13 protein-coding genes are annotated in these 15,618 nt (G+C 59.4%); 9 read left to right on the forward strand and 4 right to left on the reverse strand.

The annotated features are described in order from the left end of the window. Positions 1-185: 185 nt before the first annotated feature. Positions 186-2,378 carry a mechanosensitive ion channel family protein gene (locus tag LT42_RS13715; protein ID WP_037013840.1) on the forward strand — a complete coding sequence of 731 codons (2,193 nt, stop codon included), beginning with the start codon at positions 186-188 and terminating at the stop codon, positions 2,376-2,378. 66 nt (positions 2,379-2,444) lie between these two features. Here LT42_RS13715 and LT42_RS13720 read toward each other — a convergent pair whose 3' ends face one another. Beyond that, complete coding sequence (locus LT42_RS13720) at positions 2,445-3,353, reverse strand: glycine betaine ABC transporter substrate-binding protein (protein WP_037013843.1); 909 nt, start codon at positions 3,351-3,353, stop codon at positions 2,445-2,447. Positions 3,354-3,567: 214 nt separating this feature from the next. Here LT42_RS13720 and LT42_RS13725 point away from each other — a divergent pair, with 214 nt between their 5' ends. Next, positions 3,568-5,604, forward strand: a complete 2,037-nt coding sequence (locus LT42_RS13725; protein WP_037013846.1) for an NADH:flavin oxidoreductase — start codon at positions 3,568-3,570, stop codon at positions 5,602-5,604. Positions 5,605-5,721: 117 nt separating this feature from the next. Here the strand turns inward: LT42_RS13725 and LT42_RS13730 are convergent, their stop codons facing one another. Beyond that, positions 5,722-6,501, reverse strand: coding sequence for a pyrroline-5-carboxylate reductase family protein (locus tag LT42_RS13730; protein ID WP_037013848.1), 780 nt, complete (start codon positions 6,499-6,501; stop codon positions 5,722-5,724). Then, complete coding sequence (locus LT42_RS13735; RefSeq protein ID WP_037017268.1) at positions 6,491-7,195, reverse strand: TetR/AcrR family transcriptional regulator; 705 nt, start codon at positions 7,193-7,195, stop codon at positions 6,491-6,493. The genes LT42_RS13730 and LT42_RS13735 overlap by 11 nt, the downstream gene beginning before the upstream one ends. A gap of 120 nt (positions 7,196-7,315) precedes the next feature. Between LT42_RS13735 and LT42_RS13740 the strand changes: the two genes are divergently transcribed. From LT42_RS13740 to LT42_RS13750, 3 genes are all read left to right on the forward strand, one after another. Beyond that, on the forward strand, positions 7,316-8,242 hold the full coding sequence (locus LT42_RS13740; protein ID WP_037017270.1) for a LysR substrate-binding domain-containing protein: 927 nt from the start codon (positions 7,316-7,318) through the stop codon (positions 8,240-8,242). 171 nt (positions 8,243-8,413) lie between these two features. Next, positions 8,414-9,670, forward strand: a complete 1,257-nt coding sequence (locus LT42_RS13745) for an aromatic ring-hydroxylating oxygenase subunit alpha (protein ID WP_037013852.1) — start codon at positions 8,414-8,416, stop codon at positions 9,668-9,670. 8 nt (positions 9,671-9,678) lie between these two features. Beyond that, complete coding sequence (locus tag LT42_RS13750) at positions 9,679-10,821, forward strand: FAD-binding oxidoreductase (RefSeq protein ID WP_052075280.1); 1,143 nt, start codon at positions 9,679-9,681, stop codon at positions 10,819-10,821. 72 nt (positions 10,822-10,893) lie between these two features. On the opposite strand, the gene LT42_RS13755 is transcribed toward LT42_RS13750, so the two are convergent. Beyond that, positions 10,894-11,613: a UTRA domain-containing protein gene (locus tag LT42_RS13755; protein WP_037013855.1), complete on the reverse strand. Its 720-nt coding sequence runs from the start codon at positions 11,611-11,613 to the stop codon at positions 10,894-10,896. Between the two features lie 360 nt (positions 11,614-11,973). Between LT42_RS13755 and LT42_RS13760 the strand changes: the two genes are divergently transcribed. The 4 genes from LT42_RS13760 to LT42_RS13775 all read left to right on the forward strand — a co-directional run bounded on the left by LT42_RS13760 (position 11,974) and on the right by LT42_RS13775 (position 15,618). Continuing rightward, positions 11,974-13,041 (forward strand): ABC transporter substrate-binding protein, encoded by a 1,068-nt coding sequence (locus tag LT42_RS13760; protein WP_037013857.1) that lies wholly within the window; start codon positions 11,974-11,976, stop codon positions 13,039-13,041. A 147-nt stretch (positions 13,042-13,188) separates the two neighbouring features. Next, positions 13,189-13,995: an alkaline phosphatase family protein gene (locus tag LT42_RS13765; protein WP_037013860.1), complete on the forward strand. Its 807-nt coding sequence runs from the start codon at positions 13,189-13,191 to the stop codon at positions 13,993-13,995. After that, positions 13,992-14,834 (forward strand): ABC transporter permease, encoded by an 843-nt coding sequence (locus LT42_RS13770; RefSeq protein WP_037013863.1) that lies wholly within the window; start codon positions 13,992-13,994, stop codon positions 14,832-14,834. Before LT42_RS13765 ends, LT42_RS13770 begins: the two co-directional genes overlap by 4 nt. Further along, complete coding sequence (locus tag LT42_RS13775; RefSeq protein WP_037013865.1) at positions 14,821-15,618, forward strand: ABC transporter permease; 798 nt, start codon at positions 14,821-14,823, stop codon at positions 15,616-15,618. The genes LT42_RS13770 and LT42_RS13775 overlap by 14 nt, the downstream gene beginning before the upstream one ends.

A 15,618-nucleotide genomic window follows, 5' to 3' on the forward strand; every position in this document is an offset into this window, starting at 1 on the left:
GACGCAGGCCGTGCGTGTCCTTCACACGTCACGGAAACGGCCTGCACATCGCGCTTGGCCGGACTTCACAATTGCCCCTCGCCACACCCCTCATCGACTCGTAAACTCAACCGGCTCTGCTTGACCCCGTCGCGGCCCGTTGCCGCGCGTCTTCAAGCGCCTGTCGATTCGAGGTCTGCTCTCCGGTGACTGCTCCCGCCCAACTGTCCTTTTTGCCGCGCCTGCTCCTGCTTTGCCTGTTGGCGTTATTTCCTTTTGCGCTGGCGCAGGCTGCCGGTCTGCCGAGTCTGCTCGGGGGTGGCGACAAGGCTCAGCCCCAGGCGCAAGAACCGTTGGGGCAGTCGCTGGACGAAGTCATCACTTCGCTCGAAAACGAGCAACAGCGCAGCAAACTGCTGGACGACCTGAAGAAGCTCCGCGACGCCACCAAAAAAGCGCAGCCAACCGTTGAACAGGGCGTGCTTGGGCTGATCGGCAGTTCGTTTGCCGGGCTGGAAAAGCAGTTCACCGGCGCCGACAGCCCGCTCAGTCGCTGGGGGGATGAGGCCGCTCTGGCGCAGGATGAGTTCATGGCGCTGATGCTGCCCGCCAATCAGTGGTGGCCAATCATCTGGGGCTTTGCCGTCGTGCTGGCCATATGGGGCCTGCTGGCGGCGGCATTGATCTGGCTAGGCCATAAGGTGCGTCTGCGTTTCGGCCTTTCTGCCGAGCTGCCGCAACACCCGCGCCCTTCCGACATGCTGCGATTTGCCCTGCGCAAGCTCGGACCCTGGCTGGTGGCGCTGGTGATCACGGTTTATCTCAGCTACTCGCTGCCGCCGTCACTTGGCCGGGATCTGGCGATGGTGCTGGCCTACGCGCTGGTCATCGGCACGCTGTTCTCTGCAGTCTGCGTGATTGCGTTTTCGCTGCTGGACGGCCCACACCGGCATCAGGCGCTGTACATTCTGCGTCATCAGGCTTTCCGGCCCTTGTGGTGGATCGGCAGTTTTGCAGCGTTCGGCGAAGCGCTCAGCGATCCGCGTCTGGTGGCCAGCCTCGGGGTGCATCTGGCGCACACCGCAGCAACCCTGGCGAATGTCATGGCGGCGCTGTCGACCGGCTTGTTCATCGTGCGTTTTCGCCGCCCGATTGCCCATTTGATTCGTAACCAGCCACTGGCCCGCCGCCTCAAACGTCGCGCACTGAGCGACAGCATCGAGGTCCTGGGCAGCTTCTGGTACCTGCCGGCACTGGTCCTGGTGGGCGTATCGCTGTTTGCCACGTTCTTTTCTGCCGGCGATACCAGCACGGCATTACGTCAGGCGCTGATCTGTACCGTACTGCTGGTGCTGTGCATGGTGATCAACGGATTGGTGCGGCGGCATTCGCTGCGGCCAAGCCACAGTCACAAGCGGCATGCGCTGTATTCGGATCGCCTGAAAAACTTTTTCTACACCGTCGCGCACCTGTTCATCTGGCTGGTGTTCATCGAGTTGGGCCTGCGTGTGTGGGGGCTTTCGCTGATTCGCTTCGCTGAAGGCGATGGCCACGACATCAGCATCCGGCTCATCGGCCTGGCCGCCACGCTGATGTTTGCCTGGCTGGTCTGGATCCTGGCGGACACGGCCATTCACCATGCCCTCACCCGCTCGCGCAAAGGTCTGGCCAACACCCGCGCACAGACCATGATGCCGCTGATCCGCAACGTCCTGTTCGTCACCATTTTCATCATCGCGCTGATTGTCGCGCTCGCGAACATGGGCATGAACGTGACGCCGCTGCTGGCCGGTGCCGGCGTGATCGGCCTGGCCATCGGTTTCGGCGCGCAATCACTGGTGGCTGACCTGATCACCGGGCTGTTCATCATCATCGAAGACTCCCTGGCCATCGACGACTATGTCGATGTCGGCGGGCACCTGGGGACGGTGGAAGGGTTGACCATCCGCACGGTGCGGCTGCGCGACATCGACGGGATCGTGCACACCATCCCGTTCAGCGAAATCAAAAGCATCCAGAACTACTCGCGCGAGTTCGGCTACGCCATTTTCCGCATCGCGATTCCGTCGAACATGAACATCGACGACGCGTTGAAGATGATCCGCGACGTCGGCCAGAAGATGCGCACCGACCCCCTGCAACGACGCAATATCTGGTCACCGCTGGAGATTCAGGGCGTTGAGAGTTTCGAATCCGGGAATGCCATCCTGCGTGCGCGCTTCAAGACCGCGCCGATCAAGCAATGGGAAGTGTCGCGGGCGTTCAACCTGTCGCTCAAGCGTTACCTGGACGAAGCCGGAATGGATCTGGCGACGCCGCGCCTGAACGTGCAGGTCAGCACCAGCGGCGGCAGCGTGAGCAAGGTGCGTGGCACCCGAGATGATTCACCAGCCAATTAACCCCACCACCCGCAAGACGATGGTTGCCTCCCGATCAGGCGACGGCAACCAGAGCCTTGGCAACCTTTAAAGATTGTTCGCCGCCGTCTCGTTGCCTTCAACCATAGCCACAAACTTCGGTTTGTTCGCGGCGTAGTAAGCGGCGACGACTTTCTCGGATGAATTACCTGACTGCCGCGCCTCGGACATCATTGCCTGGAGGTCAGCCTGGGGGATAGAAAAGCGAGAGAAGAACCGCGCCACCTTCGGGTATTGCTCGCTGAAACCTTTGCGGGCAACGACATGGATCTGCTCGGTGCCGCCAAACAGGTGCTCCGGATCATCCAGATAACGCAGCGGATACTTGGCAAACATCCAGTGCGGACTCCAGGCGTTGACCAGGGACCACTTCCCGCGTTTGAGGTTGCGGTCCAGTTCGCTCAGCATGCCGCTTTCTGAAGATGCCACCATCTTGTAGCCGACTATCTTCTTATCGTTGATGACTTTCTCGGTCAGTTTGTACTGACCGTTACCGACTTCAGACGTGAGAATCTTGCCGTCGAATTTTTCCGCGATGCCCGGCTTGTTCAGATCCGACAGGCTTGCCACTTCGCTGGCCGGCACAATGTCCGGGACGGCCATACCGATGCGGCCTTCATACAGCACGCCTAAATCTTCGAGCTTATCCTTGTACTTGTCGTAGAAGGCCTTGTGTGTGCCCGGCAACCACACCATCGGGATAAGGTCGATGTTGCCGTTGGCCATGGCCTGGAACTGAATACCGATGTCAGCCATGACCAGCTTGACCGGTTGTTTCAGCTGATCCTCAAGTACCAGGTTGGCCAGCTTCACGGTGATTTCCGTGTCTGACCAATTCACCCACCCGATGCGCACGGGCGGCTGTTCCGCAGCGTGCCCCAGCAGGCTTACAGCCATCATGGCACTCGCTGCCAACCAACCAATACGTTTTTTCTTATACGGCGAATAAGCATCCATCGTGCATGTCCCCTGTCGTGTATGGGTGTTCCGGGTGTGGCAGCGAAAGCGTCGAATCGCCAGTCTCGGCTGGCTGTTCGGCCGATATTAAGCACACGGCTAGTAGGGGCGCAAGCAAAATGTACATAGACGTCGTCCATACTTGACACACATGTACATTACTCCTAATTTTGCGTGAACCCAGCCTGATATTCCCCGACAGGAGCGCCCCACGATGTCCAGCGATCCGCTACTGCAGCCTTACAAAATCAAGAATCTGACCCTCAGAAATCGCATCATCACGACCTCGCACGAACCGGCTTATCCGGTCGACGGAATGCCGAAGGATTTGTACAGGGCCTATCACGTTGAACGGGCAAAGGCCGGGGTGGCACTGACCATGACCGCAGGCTCGGCCGCCGTCTCGCGTGACAGCCCGCCGGTCTTTAACAATGTGCTGGCGTACAAGGATGAGGTGGTGGGCTGGCTGAAAGACCTGACCGACGAGTGCCACGAGCATGGTGCCGCGGTCATGATCCAGCTGACTCACCTGGGCCGTCGCACACGCTGGGACAAGGCAGACTGGTTACCCGTGGTGTCGCCTTCACACCGGCGTGAGGCCTCGCACCGGTCATTCCCGAAAAAGCTTGAAGACTGGGACATCCAGCGCATCATCCAGGATTACGTTGACGCCGCGGAACGTATGAAAGCCGCCGGCATGGACGGCCTGGAGCTTCAGGCTTACGGCCATCTCATGGATCAGTTCTGGTCGCCTCTTACCAATGAACTGCAAGGCGATTACGGTGGCTCGCTGGACAACCGCCTGCGCTTCACCTTCGACATATTGCGCGGCATTCGCAAACAGTGCGGTGAGGACTTTTTACTTGGCGTGCGTTACACCGGAGACGAAGACCTGCCAGGCGGGTTTGGCGCCGAAGAGGGACTGGCCATTTCCCACAGGCTCAAGGACAGCGGTCTGGTGGATTTTCTCAACGTCGTCAAAGGCCATATCGACACTGACGCCGGTTTGACTGACGTTATTCCGATTCAGGGTATGCGCAACTCGCCTCATCTGGATTTCGCCGGTGAGATCCGCGCGGCGACCGGCTTCCCGACCTTTCATGCTGCCAAGATCCCTGACGTAGCGACCGCTCGCCATGCGATCGCATCGGGCAAGGTTGATATGGTCGGCATGACACGTGCTCACATGACTGACCCACACATCGTGCGCAAGATCATCGAAAAGCGTGAGGAAGATATCCGGCCTTGCGTCGGCGCCAACTACTGTCTGGACCGGATTTATCAGGGAGGTGCTGCCTATTGCATTCACAATCCGGCGACTGGCCGTGAAACCACGATGCCGCATGAGATAACGAAAGCCACGATCCGACGCAAGATAGTAGTAGTCGGCGCAGGCCCTGGCGGGCTTGAGGCGGCACGTGTCGCCGCGGAGAGAGGTCATGACGTGACTGTGCTGGAAGCCGCAGACCGTCCAGGTGGACAGATCCTTTTGACGTCTCTTAATGAACGGCGGCGCGAGATGATCAGCATCATCGACTGGCGCATGGCGCAATGCGAACGCATGGGTGTGAAGTTCCAATTCAACACCTGGGCAGAAGCTGGAACAGTCGAGGAACTGGAACCGGAGGTGGTTATCGTCGCCACCGGCGGCCTGCCTGACACAGAAGTGCTGAAAGAGGGCAACGAGTGGGTCGTGTCGGCTTGGGACATCATTTCCGGGGACGTCAAACCGGGCAGAAACGTCCTGATCTTTGATGACGCAGGTGATCACGCCGCACTGCAGGCCGCCGAAGTGATTGCACAAAGCGGCGCACATCTGGAGATCGTTACACCGGATCGGGCGTTTTCGCCAGAAATCATGGCGATGAATCTGGTTCCATACATGCGCAGTCTTCAGGACCTGGACGTAGTGTTTACCGTGACCTATCGCGTTGAGTCGGTGCATAAACGCGACGGCAAGCTGGTGGCGGTATTCGGCAGCGACTACGGCAAAGTCCATAAGGAGCGTGTGGTCGATCAGGTCGTGATCAACCACGGTACGTTGCCGCTGGATGACCTCTACTTTGATCTGCGGCCGCACTCCAGCAACGGCGGGGCGGTAGAGCAGCACGACCTGATTGCAGGCAATGCTCAAAATCTGGTCACAAACCCGGACGGGCGTTTCCAGCTGTTTCGCATTGGAGATGCTGTCGCCGCACGCAACACACACGCCGCAATTTATGACGCGCTACGGTTGATGAAGGACATCTGACCCAGCGTACTAGACCCCACTGTGGCCGCAGTTACCTACGACGAGCATGCCTGGACCTCAGAAGGTTCGTGCCCGTGTGCCGTCGCAGGTAACCGGACTATTGCCGAAATCGCAGGGCTACATTCCTCTGCGTGCGACCTCGGCACCCGCGTGCACCGCATCGCCAATCAAACGTTCAAAGCCAGCGTCCTCAAGGCTTTGTAAAGCCTGAGCAGTCACGCCTTTATATGCCTTGAGTGCGTCGAGCAGAGCGTGTGGCTCGGTCGTGGCCAGCAACTGACTCGCGTTCACCACCACACCCCGCGCAGCGTCTTGGGCAATGTCCTCTGGCACGCCTGCCGCTACCGCCTGGCGCATGAGCGCGGCCATCAGCAATGCAGGCAACGCCGGGCCGGTTCCCGACAATGCGCTCAGGTAATCGATGCACTGCTCAGTCGGCACGCGGCTCGCCATTCCGACGCAGCCGAACATACCTTGCACGAAGGCCACCGCGGCAGGCGTCAGCTCGCTCGAGCAGTGCCACGGCGTAAACGACTGGCGGATAGCGACCGCCGCATTGGGCATCGCCCGCACCACGACAGTCGCACCGGTCGCCTCGGCGATCGCCTGCGACGTGACGCCCGCCATGAGCGAAATCACCCGTTTGCCCGAAGCGTCGAGAGTCAGCTCACTAAATTGCTCGGGCCGAACCGAGATAACGACCGTGTCGCTGGCATCCACCACTGCCTGATTGTCAATTAGCAGCTGGGCACCCGAAGCTTGCAAGGGATGACGGCCTGATCGATTGGAGAGAAACAGGCTGCCGGCGCGCAAAAAGCCTGTTTCCAGCACGGCTTGCGCGAGCGCTCCTCCCAGCCACCCCGTGCCTCCGATGATGCCCAGGGTGCTAACGCGCACTGTGTGCTTCCTCGAAGGTATCCGTAAGAGCGCCGAACTCGCCCGGTGCGGTTTCGGCGTAACCGAACGTGCCGTAAAAACGGTCGAGCTCACGCTTTTTCGGCGATTTGCCGGTGAATATCGAAACGTAGTGCGGAATCCGCCTGAACCGTTCGGTGATGTCCTCGGAGGTTTTCATCGAGATATAACCGATCTGCGTCAAGTAGATCGTTCGGGCTCGGGTCTCGGCGCCGTCCTGCTCGTAGCCGAAGCGCCTGAACATCAGCGTCAGCGCCTGAATGCGCGCCTCGTCCGCTGCGGCGATTTCCCGGGTGACCTCCTCAGACTGCAATGCCCAGCTGCGAACCGCAAACTCAAACTGGGAATCAAAGATTTCCGGATTCAACCAACACTCGAATACGTTGAGGATCGCCTCGGTGATGTTTTCCGCATAGCGTTCGGACTGCCTCACCATGCCGCCGGTATTCGTGTCCTTCCAGCGCGCGAGCAAGGCCGCCAAAAGCTGTTCTCGGTCCTGGAAAAACCAGTAGAAGCTGGTGCGCGAAAGGTTGAGCCGCTTGGCCAGCGGCATGACCCGAACGGCATCCACGCCGGCCACTTTCAAGGCCTCGTAAGCAGCCTCAAGCCAGCCCTCAGGCGAGCCGCGCCATCCAGAGTCCGAGGGTTTACCCCGGCCCTTGCCTGAATCCGACATGTGCATGTCGCCTTTGATTGAAAATGAGTGAAGCAACTGTACGCCCATGACCTTTTGATGTACATGGATGTACATTAGGACGACATCCCTTTACGCCGTTCCGGGTGAGTGACCATGAAAATGCAAGCAGGGGAACCGACCAAAAAGGTCAAAGGCTACCGGCGCCTGATCCCCTCCATGACCGCCTTGCTGGTTTTCGAGGCAGTTGCGCGACTGAACAGCTTCACCCTCGCGGCTCAAGAATTGGGCGTCACCCAAGCCGCCGTCAGCAAGCAGATTCGTTACCTTGAAGAAACCCTTGGCGCACGCCTGTTTCATCGCTTGCACCGGGCGATCAAGCTCACCAGCGAAGGGCTTACACTGTTTGCCGTGGCTTCTGAATCGCTGCAGCGCATGGCGAGTGTTTTCGACAAGGTCAGCAAGGGCATCACCGATCAACAGGTGGTACTTGCCAGCACATCGGCGTTCTCCCAGTTGAGGATTCTGCCTCGTCTCGGTGCCTTGCGCGTCTCGCAACCCGGTCTGCAACTGCGTCTGGTCACGCACATGCTGACGCCGGACCTGCGCAGCGACGACATCGATCTTGCGGTACGCTACGGCGATGGCAAGTGGGACGATGGCACATCGGTTTATCTGTTCGACGAAGAGGTGTTTGCAGCCTGCTCACCCGGCTGGCTCAACACCCATGACGCACCCACCGGCGCAGAGGGGCTCATGCAGGCTGAGCTCATCGACTCGGATGCGACCATGGAAGGCTGGATGACGTGGCAGGGCTGGTTCAGGGAGCTTGGGGAGGAGCGACCTAAATTGAAATATGCGCTGCGCTGCAGCGCTTACGCCGACGCTATCCGAGCGGCCACTCAGGGTCACGGAATCGTTCTGGGCTGGAACCGTCTGATTGAACCCCTGCTCGCAAGTGGTGAGTTGGTGCGACTCACATCGTGTGTCGTACGGCCCAAAGAGGCCTATTACCTGGTAGTACCCAACGGGCGGCAGATGACCACGCTGGTGCACAGGCTGGCTGATTGGCTGAGAGCGCTTGACTGACACTTACTGTCGGCGACATCTTTCAAATGGTTACGGCAGTCAATCCACGACACGCATAACCTGCGGCTATGCGACCTTGAAAATATAGCGCGTTGACGCTCCCCGACGCCCTCACGATACTCGATTCAACCCGCCGAAAACGCGATGAAAGCCCGCCTGAGAGGTGCAGCCATGAGCATTGCCGCCGTCGAATCGCATCGCCTGTTAGTTGATTCCCGCAAGCCAGGCCATGGCATGAACGGTGCGTTGTTCGGCCGGGAAGATGTGTTCGAGAACGACATGAACATCTTCTTTGAACGGCATTGGATATTGGTAGGCGTCACGGCGGATGTTCCCGAACCGGGCGATGTCTTTACCGTAGATATCGGTAGGTCCTCGGTGATTCTTGTTCGCGACGATGACGAGAAGATCCAGGCCTTTCGCAACGTGTGTCGACACCGCGGCGCTCGGCTCAAACCGGCAGGCAAGTCCACGGTAGGCTTGTTGGTCTGTCCATATCACCAATGGACGTACTCGCTGGAAGGCAGTCTCAAACACGCTGCGCACATGGGTCGCGAATTCGATGCTTCGTGTAGAAATCTGGTCCCGGTCCATACCAGAGTGGTCGGAACGCACCTGTTTGTTTGCCTGAGCGATCAGCCGCCGCAAGACATCGCACTTCTTGAAAACACAATGGTGCCGCGATTCGCGCCTTACGGCTTGGCGCATACCAAAATCGCCCATGAATCCGACATCATTGAAAACGGGAACTGGAAGCTGGTCATCGAGAACAACCGCGAGTGTTATCACTGCTCGGCCACTCACCCGGAGTTGACGGCCTCTTTTCTTCCGGAGGACTTTGGTTTCTGCGCTGAGGGGCTTAGTGAGGAGTCCTTGCAGGCCCTCGTCGAATATGAACAGCGTAACGCTGCCGCTAAAAAAAGCTGGGAAGACGACGGGTTCGCCTGTGATGCCGTGGAACATCTGAATGTGGATGCCGAGACGCAGTTTCGCACGCAGCGACTGGTGATAGCGGGCAATGGCGAGTCCCAGACAGTCGACACCCGGGTAGCCTGCACTCGCCTGCTCGGCGAACTGGCCCGGCGCGACCTGGGTGACGTTCACTTGTGGACGCACAACTCCTGGACGCACGTGATGAGCGATCACGCCGTCGTTTCTTACATCATTCCGCTCGCCCCGGACAAAACCCTGGTTCGTACCAGATGGCTGGTTAATGCTGACGCTGTAGAGGGTGTCGATTATCAGGTTCAAAAGCTGGTCGAGGTCTGGAAGGCTACCAATCTACAAGACGCCAACCTGGTCGCAATCACCCATAGCGGCACCCAAGACCCTGGCTACTCACCCGGCCCGTTCTCTACTTTCACCGAGTCCTACGTCGATCAGTTTTCCCGCTGGTACGCCGCGCGGCTTGCCGCCCACGGTGTGTGAGGTAAGCCATGACACGTTCCCAGACCCTGCCTTTGGCCCCCGTCGTGGAAGCCTCGCAGCACCTCCTTTCAGATCCAGACACTTGGAGCGCGTATGGAGCGCAGTGGCACAGCGGCGAGCAAAAGACCTTGTTGTGCTGTGACGTGAGGGAAGAAACCCATGACGTGAAGACCTTTAGTCTGCGTTGTGCGGACTTCAACGCATTGGGTTACGAGCCGGGGCAATTTATTACGGTCTCTCCCGTTATCGGCGGGCAGATGATTGCCCGCTGCTACACCCTTTCTTCTTCACCCACCCGGCCGTTTGTGTTCTCGATCACCGTCAAGCGAGTGCCTGGCGGCACGGTGTCGAACTGGCTGCACGAGAACCTGCACGTGGGTGGTCAACTATTGGCATCAGGACCTGCAGGACGCTTCACCCCGGTAGGCCATCCCGAGCGCAAGCTGCTGTATCTCTCTGCAGGCTCGGGGATAACGCCGTTGATGTCGATGGCAAGATCAAGCGCCGACCTGGCAGCTCATCTGGATATCGCCTTCGTACACAGCGCGAGGACGCCGGCCGATATCATTTTCAATGATGAGCTGACACGCATGCAGGCGACGCGGCCGGGGCTGCGAGTTCTGAATATCTGCGAAAGCAGAGGTGCAGACAGCGAGTGGCGCTTGCCGGTCGGCCGTCTCGACCTGCAATGGCTAAACGAGCACGTACCGGATTTCAAAGAGCGGGAGGTGTTTACGTGCGGACCGAAAGGCTACATGGATGCGGTCAAAGCGGTTTTGAAACAGGGCGGCTTTGACTTCCTGCACTACCACGAAGAGAGCTTCGATATCGCGGCAGCTTTAGAGTCGCCGCTGTCTGATCAGGTGCCCAACGTCGAGCTTGCGCAAACGCTGTTCACTATCACCCTGGCGCGGTCAGGCAAAACACTCATCGCAGCGGCCGGACAATCCGTGTTGTCGGCGGCGAAGAAGGCCGGGGCAATCCTGCCGTCATCCTGCGGTCAGGGTGTATGCGGCACCTGCAAGACCGCGGTGCTTCAAGGGACGGTCGAGATGAACCACAATGGGGGTATCCGCCAGCGTGAAATAGACAAGGGGTTCAGGTTGCTGTGCTGTAGCACACCGACATCGGACCTGGTGCTGGATTTGTAAAGGACGGTAGACGCTCGGCTCTGCTGAGCAAACGCCCTATGCACTTGCCGCATCCGTTTCAATACGGGTTCTCTAACAATCTCCCACCACCGCACTGACATGAATTGCATCGTGGCGCCAATACTCCAGATCGCAATCAATCAAACGGCCACGCTGATCGTGATTGACCCGGGCGATGCGCAGGCCCGGGCTGCCGATGGACACCTTGAGTGCCCCGGCGGCTTCCACCGGTAACGCTGTCGGCACCATCTCGAAACGCACCTGCCCGTAGTGAATCTCGTAGTGGCTGGCATAAAGCTCGGTCAGGGACTGATTCAAATCCAGCTCAAGGATCTGCGGAAAGTAATCCGGGTTGAGGTAGTGCTCGACGTACAGCACCAGCCGCTCATCAATGCGACGGGTTCGGCAGATCTTGATCACGCTGGACAGCGCCGACAGTTGCAGCAGGCCGCAGATCACTGCCGGTGCGGGCTGCAGTCTTGCCGAAATCACCTGAGTCGCCGGCACACGGCCTTGGGCCTGAACCATGGCGTGAAAGTGGCTGCGGCGCATCAAGTCGTAGGCCAGCCGCGGCGGTGAGATGAACCAGCCCCGCCGCTCTTCGCGGTAGATCAACCCCTGAGCTTCAAGCTGCACCAAGGCCTCTCGCAAGGTAATCCGCGTGGTATTGAAGACCTCACTCAACTTGCGTTCGGCGGGCAACTTGCTGCCCGGCGGCAGCAGACCGTGTTCGATCTGTTCTTGCAGCGCATTGCAGATGGTCGTCACCGCTCGGGGCATTTCTTCGCGCATTGCGTTACCTATCTGGACTAGACCAGCGCTATTTAGGGGCAGGCTTGCCGGCTGTCTGGCCCGTTTCGATGCTCCCGAGCCTAGGCAGCGTAGATGACCGTTGCGTGACATTCCAGCCGGTGGAACGCTCTCGCATGGACTGACCCTGAGTCATTAGCCTTTGCAGAACAGAGGGTTGTGCATGGTCTACGCTGTTTGCACAGCAATGACCGGGCCAGTCGCCGGCCCTGGCAAGTGCCGGCCTGGACACGAAAGCGTCATGTAACTCGCCTAACTTGGCTCAGGTATTGCTGACCTAGACCAACCATCCGCAACGAACACTTCTATGAGTCCGTCGAGAAGTGCACAAAGGAGCTTCGAATGAAACACCTTTTGCTGGCATCACTCCTGGGTTCGGCCATCGCGCTGAGCACTTCGGCCATGGCCGCCGACACTGACCTCAAGACGCTCGAAGCCGCCGCCAAAACCGAAGGCGCGGTCAACAGCGTGGGCATGCCCGATGACTGGGCGAACTGGAAAGGCACCTGGACCGACCTGACCGCCAAGTACGGTCTGGTGCACATGGACACCGACATGAGTTCGGCGCAGGAAGTGGCCAAGTTCGATGCGGAAAAAGACAACGCCAGCGCTGACATCGGCGACGTCGGTGCGGCGTTCGGCCCCATTGCGGTGGCCAAAGGCGTGACCCAGCCGTACAAGCCGACCACATGGGATCAGGTGCCGGACTGGGCCAAGGACAAGGAAGGTCACTGGGCACTCGCCTACACCGGGACCATCGCTTTCATCGTCAACAAGAAGCTGCTGCATGGCTCGGACGTGCCGACCAAGTGGGCTGACCTGAAGAACGGTAAATACAAAGTCACCATCGGCGACGTCAGCACCGCAGCCCAGGCTGCCAACGGTGTACTGGCCGCGGCTATTGCCATGAAAGGCGATGAAACCAACGTCGCGCCGGGCCTGCAGCTGTTCACCGAACTGGCCAAGCAGAAGCGCCTGGGCATCAACAACCCGTCGATCCAGTCGATGGAAAAAGGCGAAGTGGAAGTGGGCGTGGTCTGGGACTTCAACGGCCTGAGCTACAAGGCCAAGATGACTAACCCTGACGACTACGTGGTGTTGATCCCGTCCGACGGTTCGGTGATCTCGGGCTACACCACCATCATCAACAAATACGCCAAGCACCCGAACGCTGCCAAGCTGGCCCGCGAATACATCTTTAGCGACGCCGGCCAGATCAACCTGGCCAACGGTAATGCGCGTCCGATCCGTGCCGAGCACCTCAAGCTGCCAGCAGAGGTGCAAGCCAAGCTGCTGCCCAACGAGCAATACAAGAACGTGACGCCGATCAAGGACCCTGCAGCCTGGGAGAAAACCTCGAAGGCTCTGCCGCAACAGTGGAACGAGCAAGTCATCGTCGAGATGCAGTAACCCCTTCACTGCTAACGCAGACCCTTGTAGGAGTGAGCTTGCTCGCGATATCGGTGTGTCAGTCAACCTGTCTGTCGCAGGCATACCTCGCTCGCCAGCAAGCTCACTCCTACAGTCATGTTCGGCGATCCACCTTGCGGAGATGTCATGAAACACAACGTCATCCTCATCCTGCTGGACGGCCTGAGTTACAGCGTGGCGCACCACGCGATGGGGCATTTGCTGGCCTATCGCAACGCAGGACGTGCGGCATTGTACAAACTCGAGTGCGAGCTGCCGTCTCTTTCACGTCCGCTGTATGAGTGCATTCTCACCGGCGTTGCGCCCATCGACAGCGGCATCGTCCACAACCAGGTTTCCCGGCTTTCCAATCAGCGCAGCGTGTTTCATTACGCCGCCGACGCCGGCCTGACCACCGCCGCTGCGGCGTACCACTGGGTCAGCGAGCTCTATAACCGCAGCCCGTTCATTGCCGCACGCGACCGCCACACCGACGACGCCGAACTGCCGATTCAGCATGGGCACTTCTATTACGTCGACCATTACCCCGATTCCCACCTGTTCGACGACGCCGAGCATCTTCGCACCGCGTACGCGCCGAATTTTCTGTTCGTCCACCCGATGAACATTGACGACGCCGGCCACAAGCACGGGCTCGACACTCCGCAGTACCGCAACAGCGCACGGTCCGCCGACATCATCCTCGCCGAGTATCTGCAGCGCTGGCTGGATGCGGGTTATCAAGTGCTGGTGACTGCGGATCACGGCATGAACAACGACCGCTCCCACAACGGCGTGCTTGCGGAAGAGCGGGAGGTGCCGCTGTTCGTCATTGGCGATGCCTTCAGCCTCGACCCGGACGCCCAACCGAAGCAGCTGGAAATTTGCGGCATCGTCTGCGAGTTGCTCGGCGTGCCCCATGACAAGCCCGTGTGCAACGAGGTGCTCAAGTGAATTCACAAAGTCGGGGCAAGTGGCTGGGGCTTTTGTGCCTCGTGCCTTTTGCGGTGTTCTTCATCGCCTTCCAGATCGCGCCGCTGGCGTGGGTGGCGATCAACAGCCTGCAATCGGACGCCGGCTGGGGCATCGACAACTTCATCAAGGCGTTCAATTCGCGCTTTTACCGCCAGGCCATGCAGTACAGCCTGGAGATCAGCTTCTGGTCGAGCCTGATCGGCATCGTCATCGCGATCCTCGGCAGCTATTCCCTGCGCAAAGTGCCGTCACGACTGAGGGATTTTGTCAGCGCCTTCGCCAACATGACCAGCAACTTTTCCGGGGTGCCGCTCGCGTTCGCCTTCATCATCCTGCTGGGTTTCAACGGCGCGCTGACGCTGATTCTCAAGCAGGCCGGGATCATCGATGACTTCAACCTGTACTCGAAAACCGGCCTGATCATTCTCTACACCTACTTCCAGATCCCCCTTGGCGTGTTGCTGCTCTACCCCGCCTTCGATGCGCTGCGGGAAGACTGGCGCGAGTCGGCGGCGCTGCTGGGTGCCAGCGGTTGGGACTTCTGGCGGCACATCGGGATTCCAGTGCTGACCCCTGCGCTGCTCGGCACCTTTGTGATCCTGCTGGCCAACGCGCTGGGGGCCTACGCCACGGTCTATGCGCTGACCACCGGCAACTTTAACGTGCTGCCGATCCGCATCGCGGCGATGGTCGCGGGCGACATCACGCTGGACCCGAACATGGCCAGCGCCCTGGCCATGATTCTGGTGGGCATGATGACGCTGGTGACGGTGGTGCATCAGTGGCTGTTGAAGAGGAGCTACCATGTCTCGCGCTGAACGCCGCCCGCCGGGGCTCTACCACCGCGTCGTGGTGTACCTGTTGTTTCTGATTCTGCTGGCGCCGTTGCTGGGCACGTTTGTGTACTCGATCGCGACCAGTTGGTCGGCGACGATTCTGCCCGACGGGCTGACCTACAAATGGTACGTCGCGCTGTGGAGCGACCCGCGTTTTCTCCGTGCATTCGGCCATTCGCTGCTGGTGTGCGTCGGTGCACTGGTGCTCTCGGTGGTGCTGATCTTGCCGCTGCTGTTCGTTGTGCATTACCACTTCCCCAGGCTCGACGCGCTGATGAACATCCTCATCCTGCTGCCCTTCGCGGTGCCGCCGGTGGTGTCGTCGGTGGGTCTGTTGCAGCTGTACGGTTCGGGGCCGCTGGCGATGGTCGGCACGCCATGGATTCTGATCGGCTGCTACTTCACCGTTGCCCTGCCGTTCATGTACCGGGCGATCACCAACAACCTGCAGGCGATCAACCTGGTGGACCTGATGGACGCCGCTCAACTGCTGGGCGCCAACACGTTTCAGGCGGCGTTTCTGGTCGTGCTGCCGAACCTGCGCAAGGGCCTGATGATCGCGCTGCTGTTGTCGTTTTCGTTCCTGTTCGGCGAGTTCGTGTTCGCCAACCTGCTGGTGGGCACCCGCTACGAAACCCTGCAGGTGTATCTCAACAACATGCGCAACAGCAGCGGGCACTTCAACAGCGCGCTGGTGATTTCCTACTTCTTTTTCGTACTGCTGCTGACGTGGGCGGCCAACCGACTGAACAAGGACAAAGACTGA

The sequence above is a fragment of the Pseudomonas lutea genome (assembly GCF_000759445.1).
GTDB classification, from domain to species: domain Bacteria; phylum Pseudomonadota; class Gammaproteobacteria; order Pseudomonadales; family Pseudomonadaceae; genus Aquipseudomonas; species Aquipseudomonas lutea.

Coding starts and splice junctions, on each gene's coding strand:
- LT42_RS13750 (WP_052075280.1), top strand. CDS start 9,679: ATGACACGTTCCCAGACCCTGCCTTTGGCCCCCGTCGTGGAAGCCTCG.
- LT42_RS13740 (WP_037017270.1), top strand. CDS start 7,316: ATGCAAGCAGGGGAACCGACCAAAAAGGTCAAAGGCTACCGGCGCCTG.
- LT42_RS13745 (WP_037013852.1), top strand. CDS start 8,414: ATGAGCATTGCCGCCGTCGAATCGCATCGCCTGTTAGTTGATTCCCGC.
- LT42_RS13775 (WP_037013865.1), top strand. CDS start 14,821: ATGTCTCGCGCTGAACGCCGCCCGCCGGGGCTCTACCACCGCGTCGTG.
- LT42_RS13725 (WP_037013846.1), top strand. CDS start 3,568: ATGTCCAGCGATCCGCTACTGCAGCCTTACAAAATCAAGAATCTGACC.
- LT42_RS13760 (WP_037013857.1), top strand. CDS start 11,974: ATGAAACACCTTTTGCTGGCATCACTCCTGGGTTCGGCCATCGCGCTG.
- LT42_RS13720 (WP_037013843.1), bottom strand. CDS start 3,353: ATGGATGCTTATTCGCCGTATAAGAAAAAACGTATTGGTTGGTTGGCA.
- LT42_RS13765 (WP_037013860.1), top strand. CDS start 13,189: ATGAAACACAACGTCATCCTCATCCTGCTGGACGGCCTGAGTTACAGC.
- LT42_RS13755 (WP_037013855.1), bottom strand. CDS start 11,613: ATGCGCGAAGAAATGCCCCGAGCGGTGACGACCATCTGCAATGCGCTG.
- LT42_RS13735 (WP_037017268.1), bottom strand. CDS start 7,195: ATGTCGGATTCAGGCAAGGGCCGGGGTAAACCCTCGGACTCTGGATGG.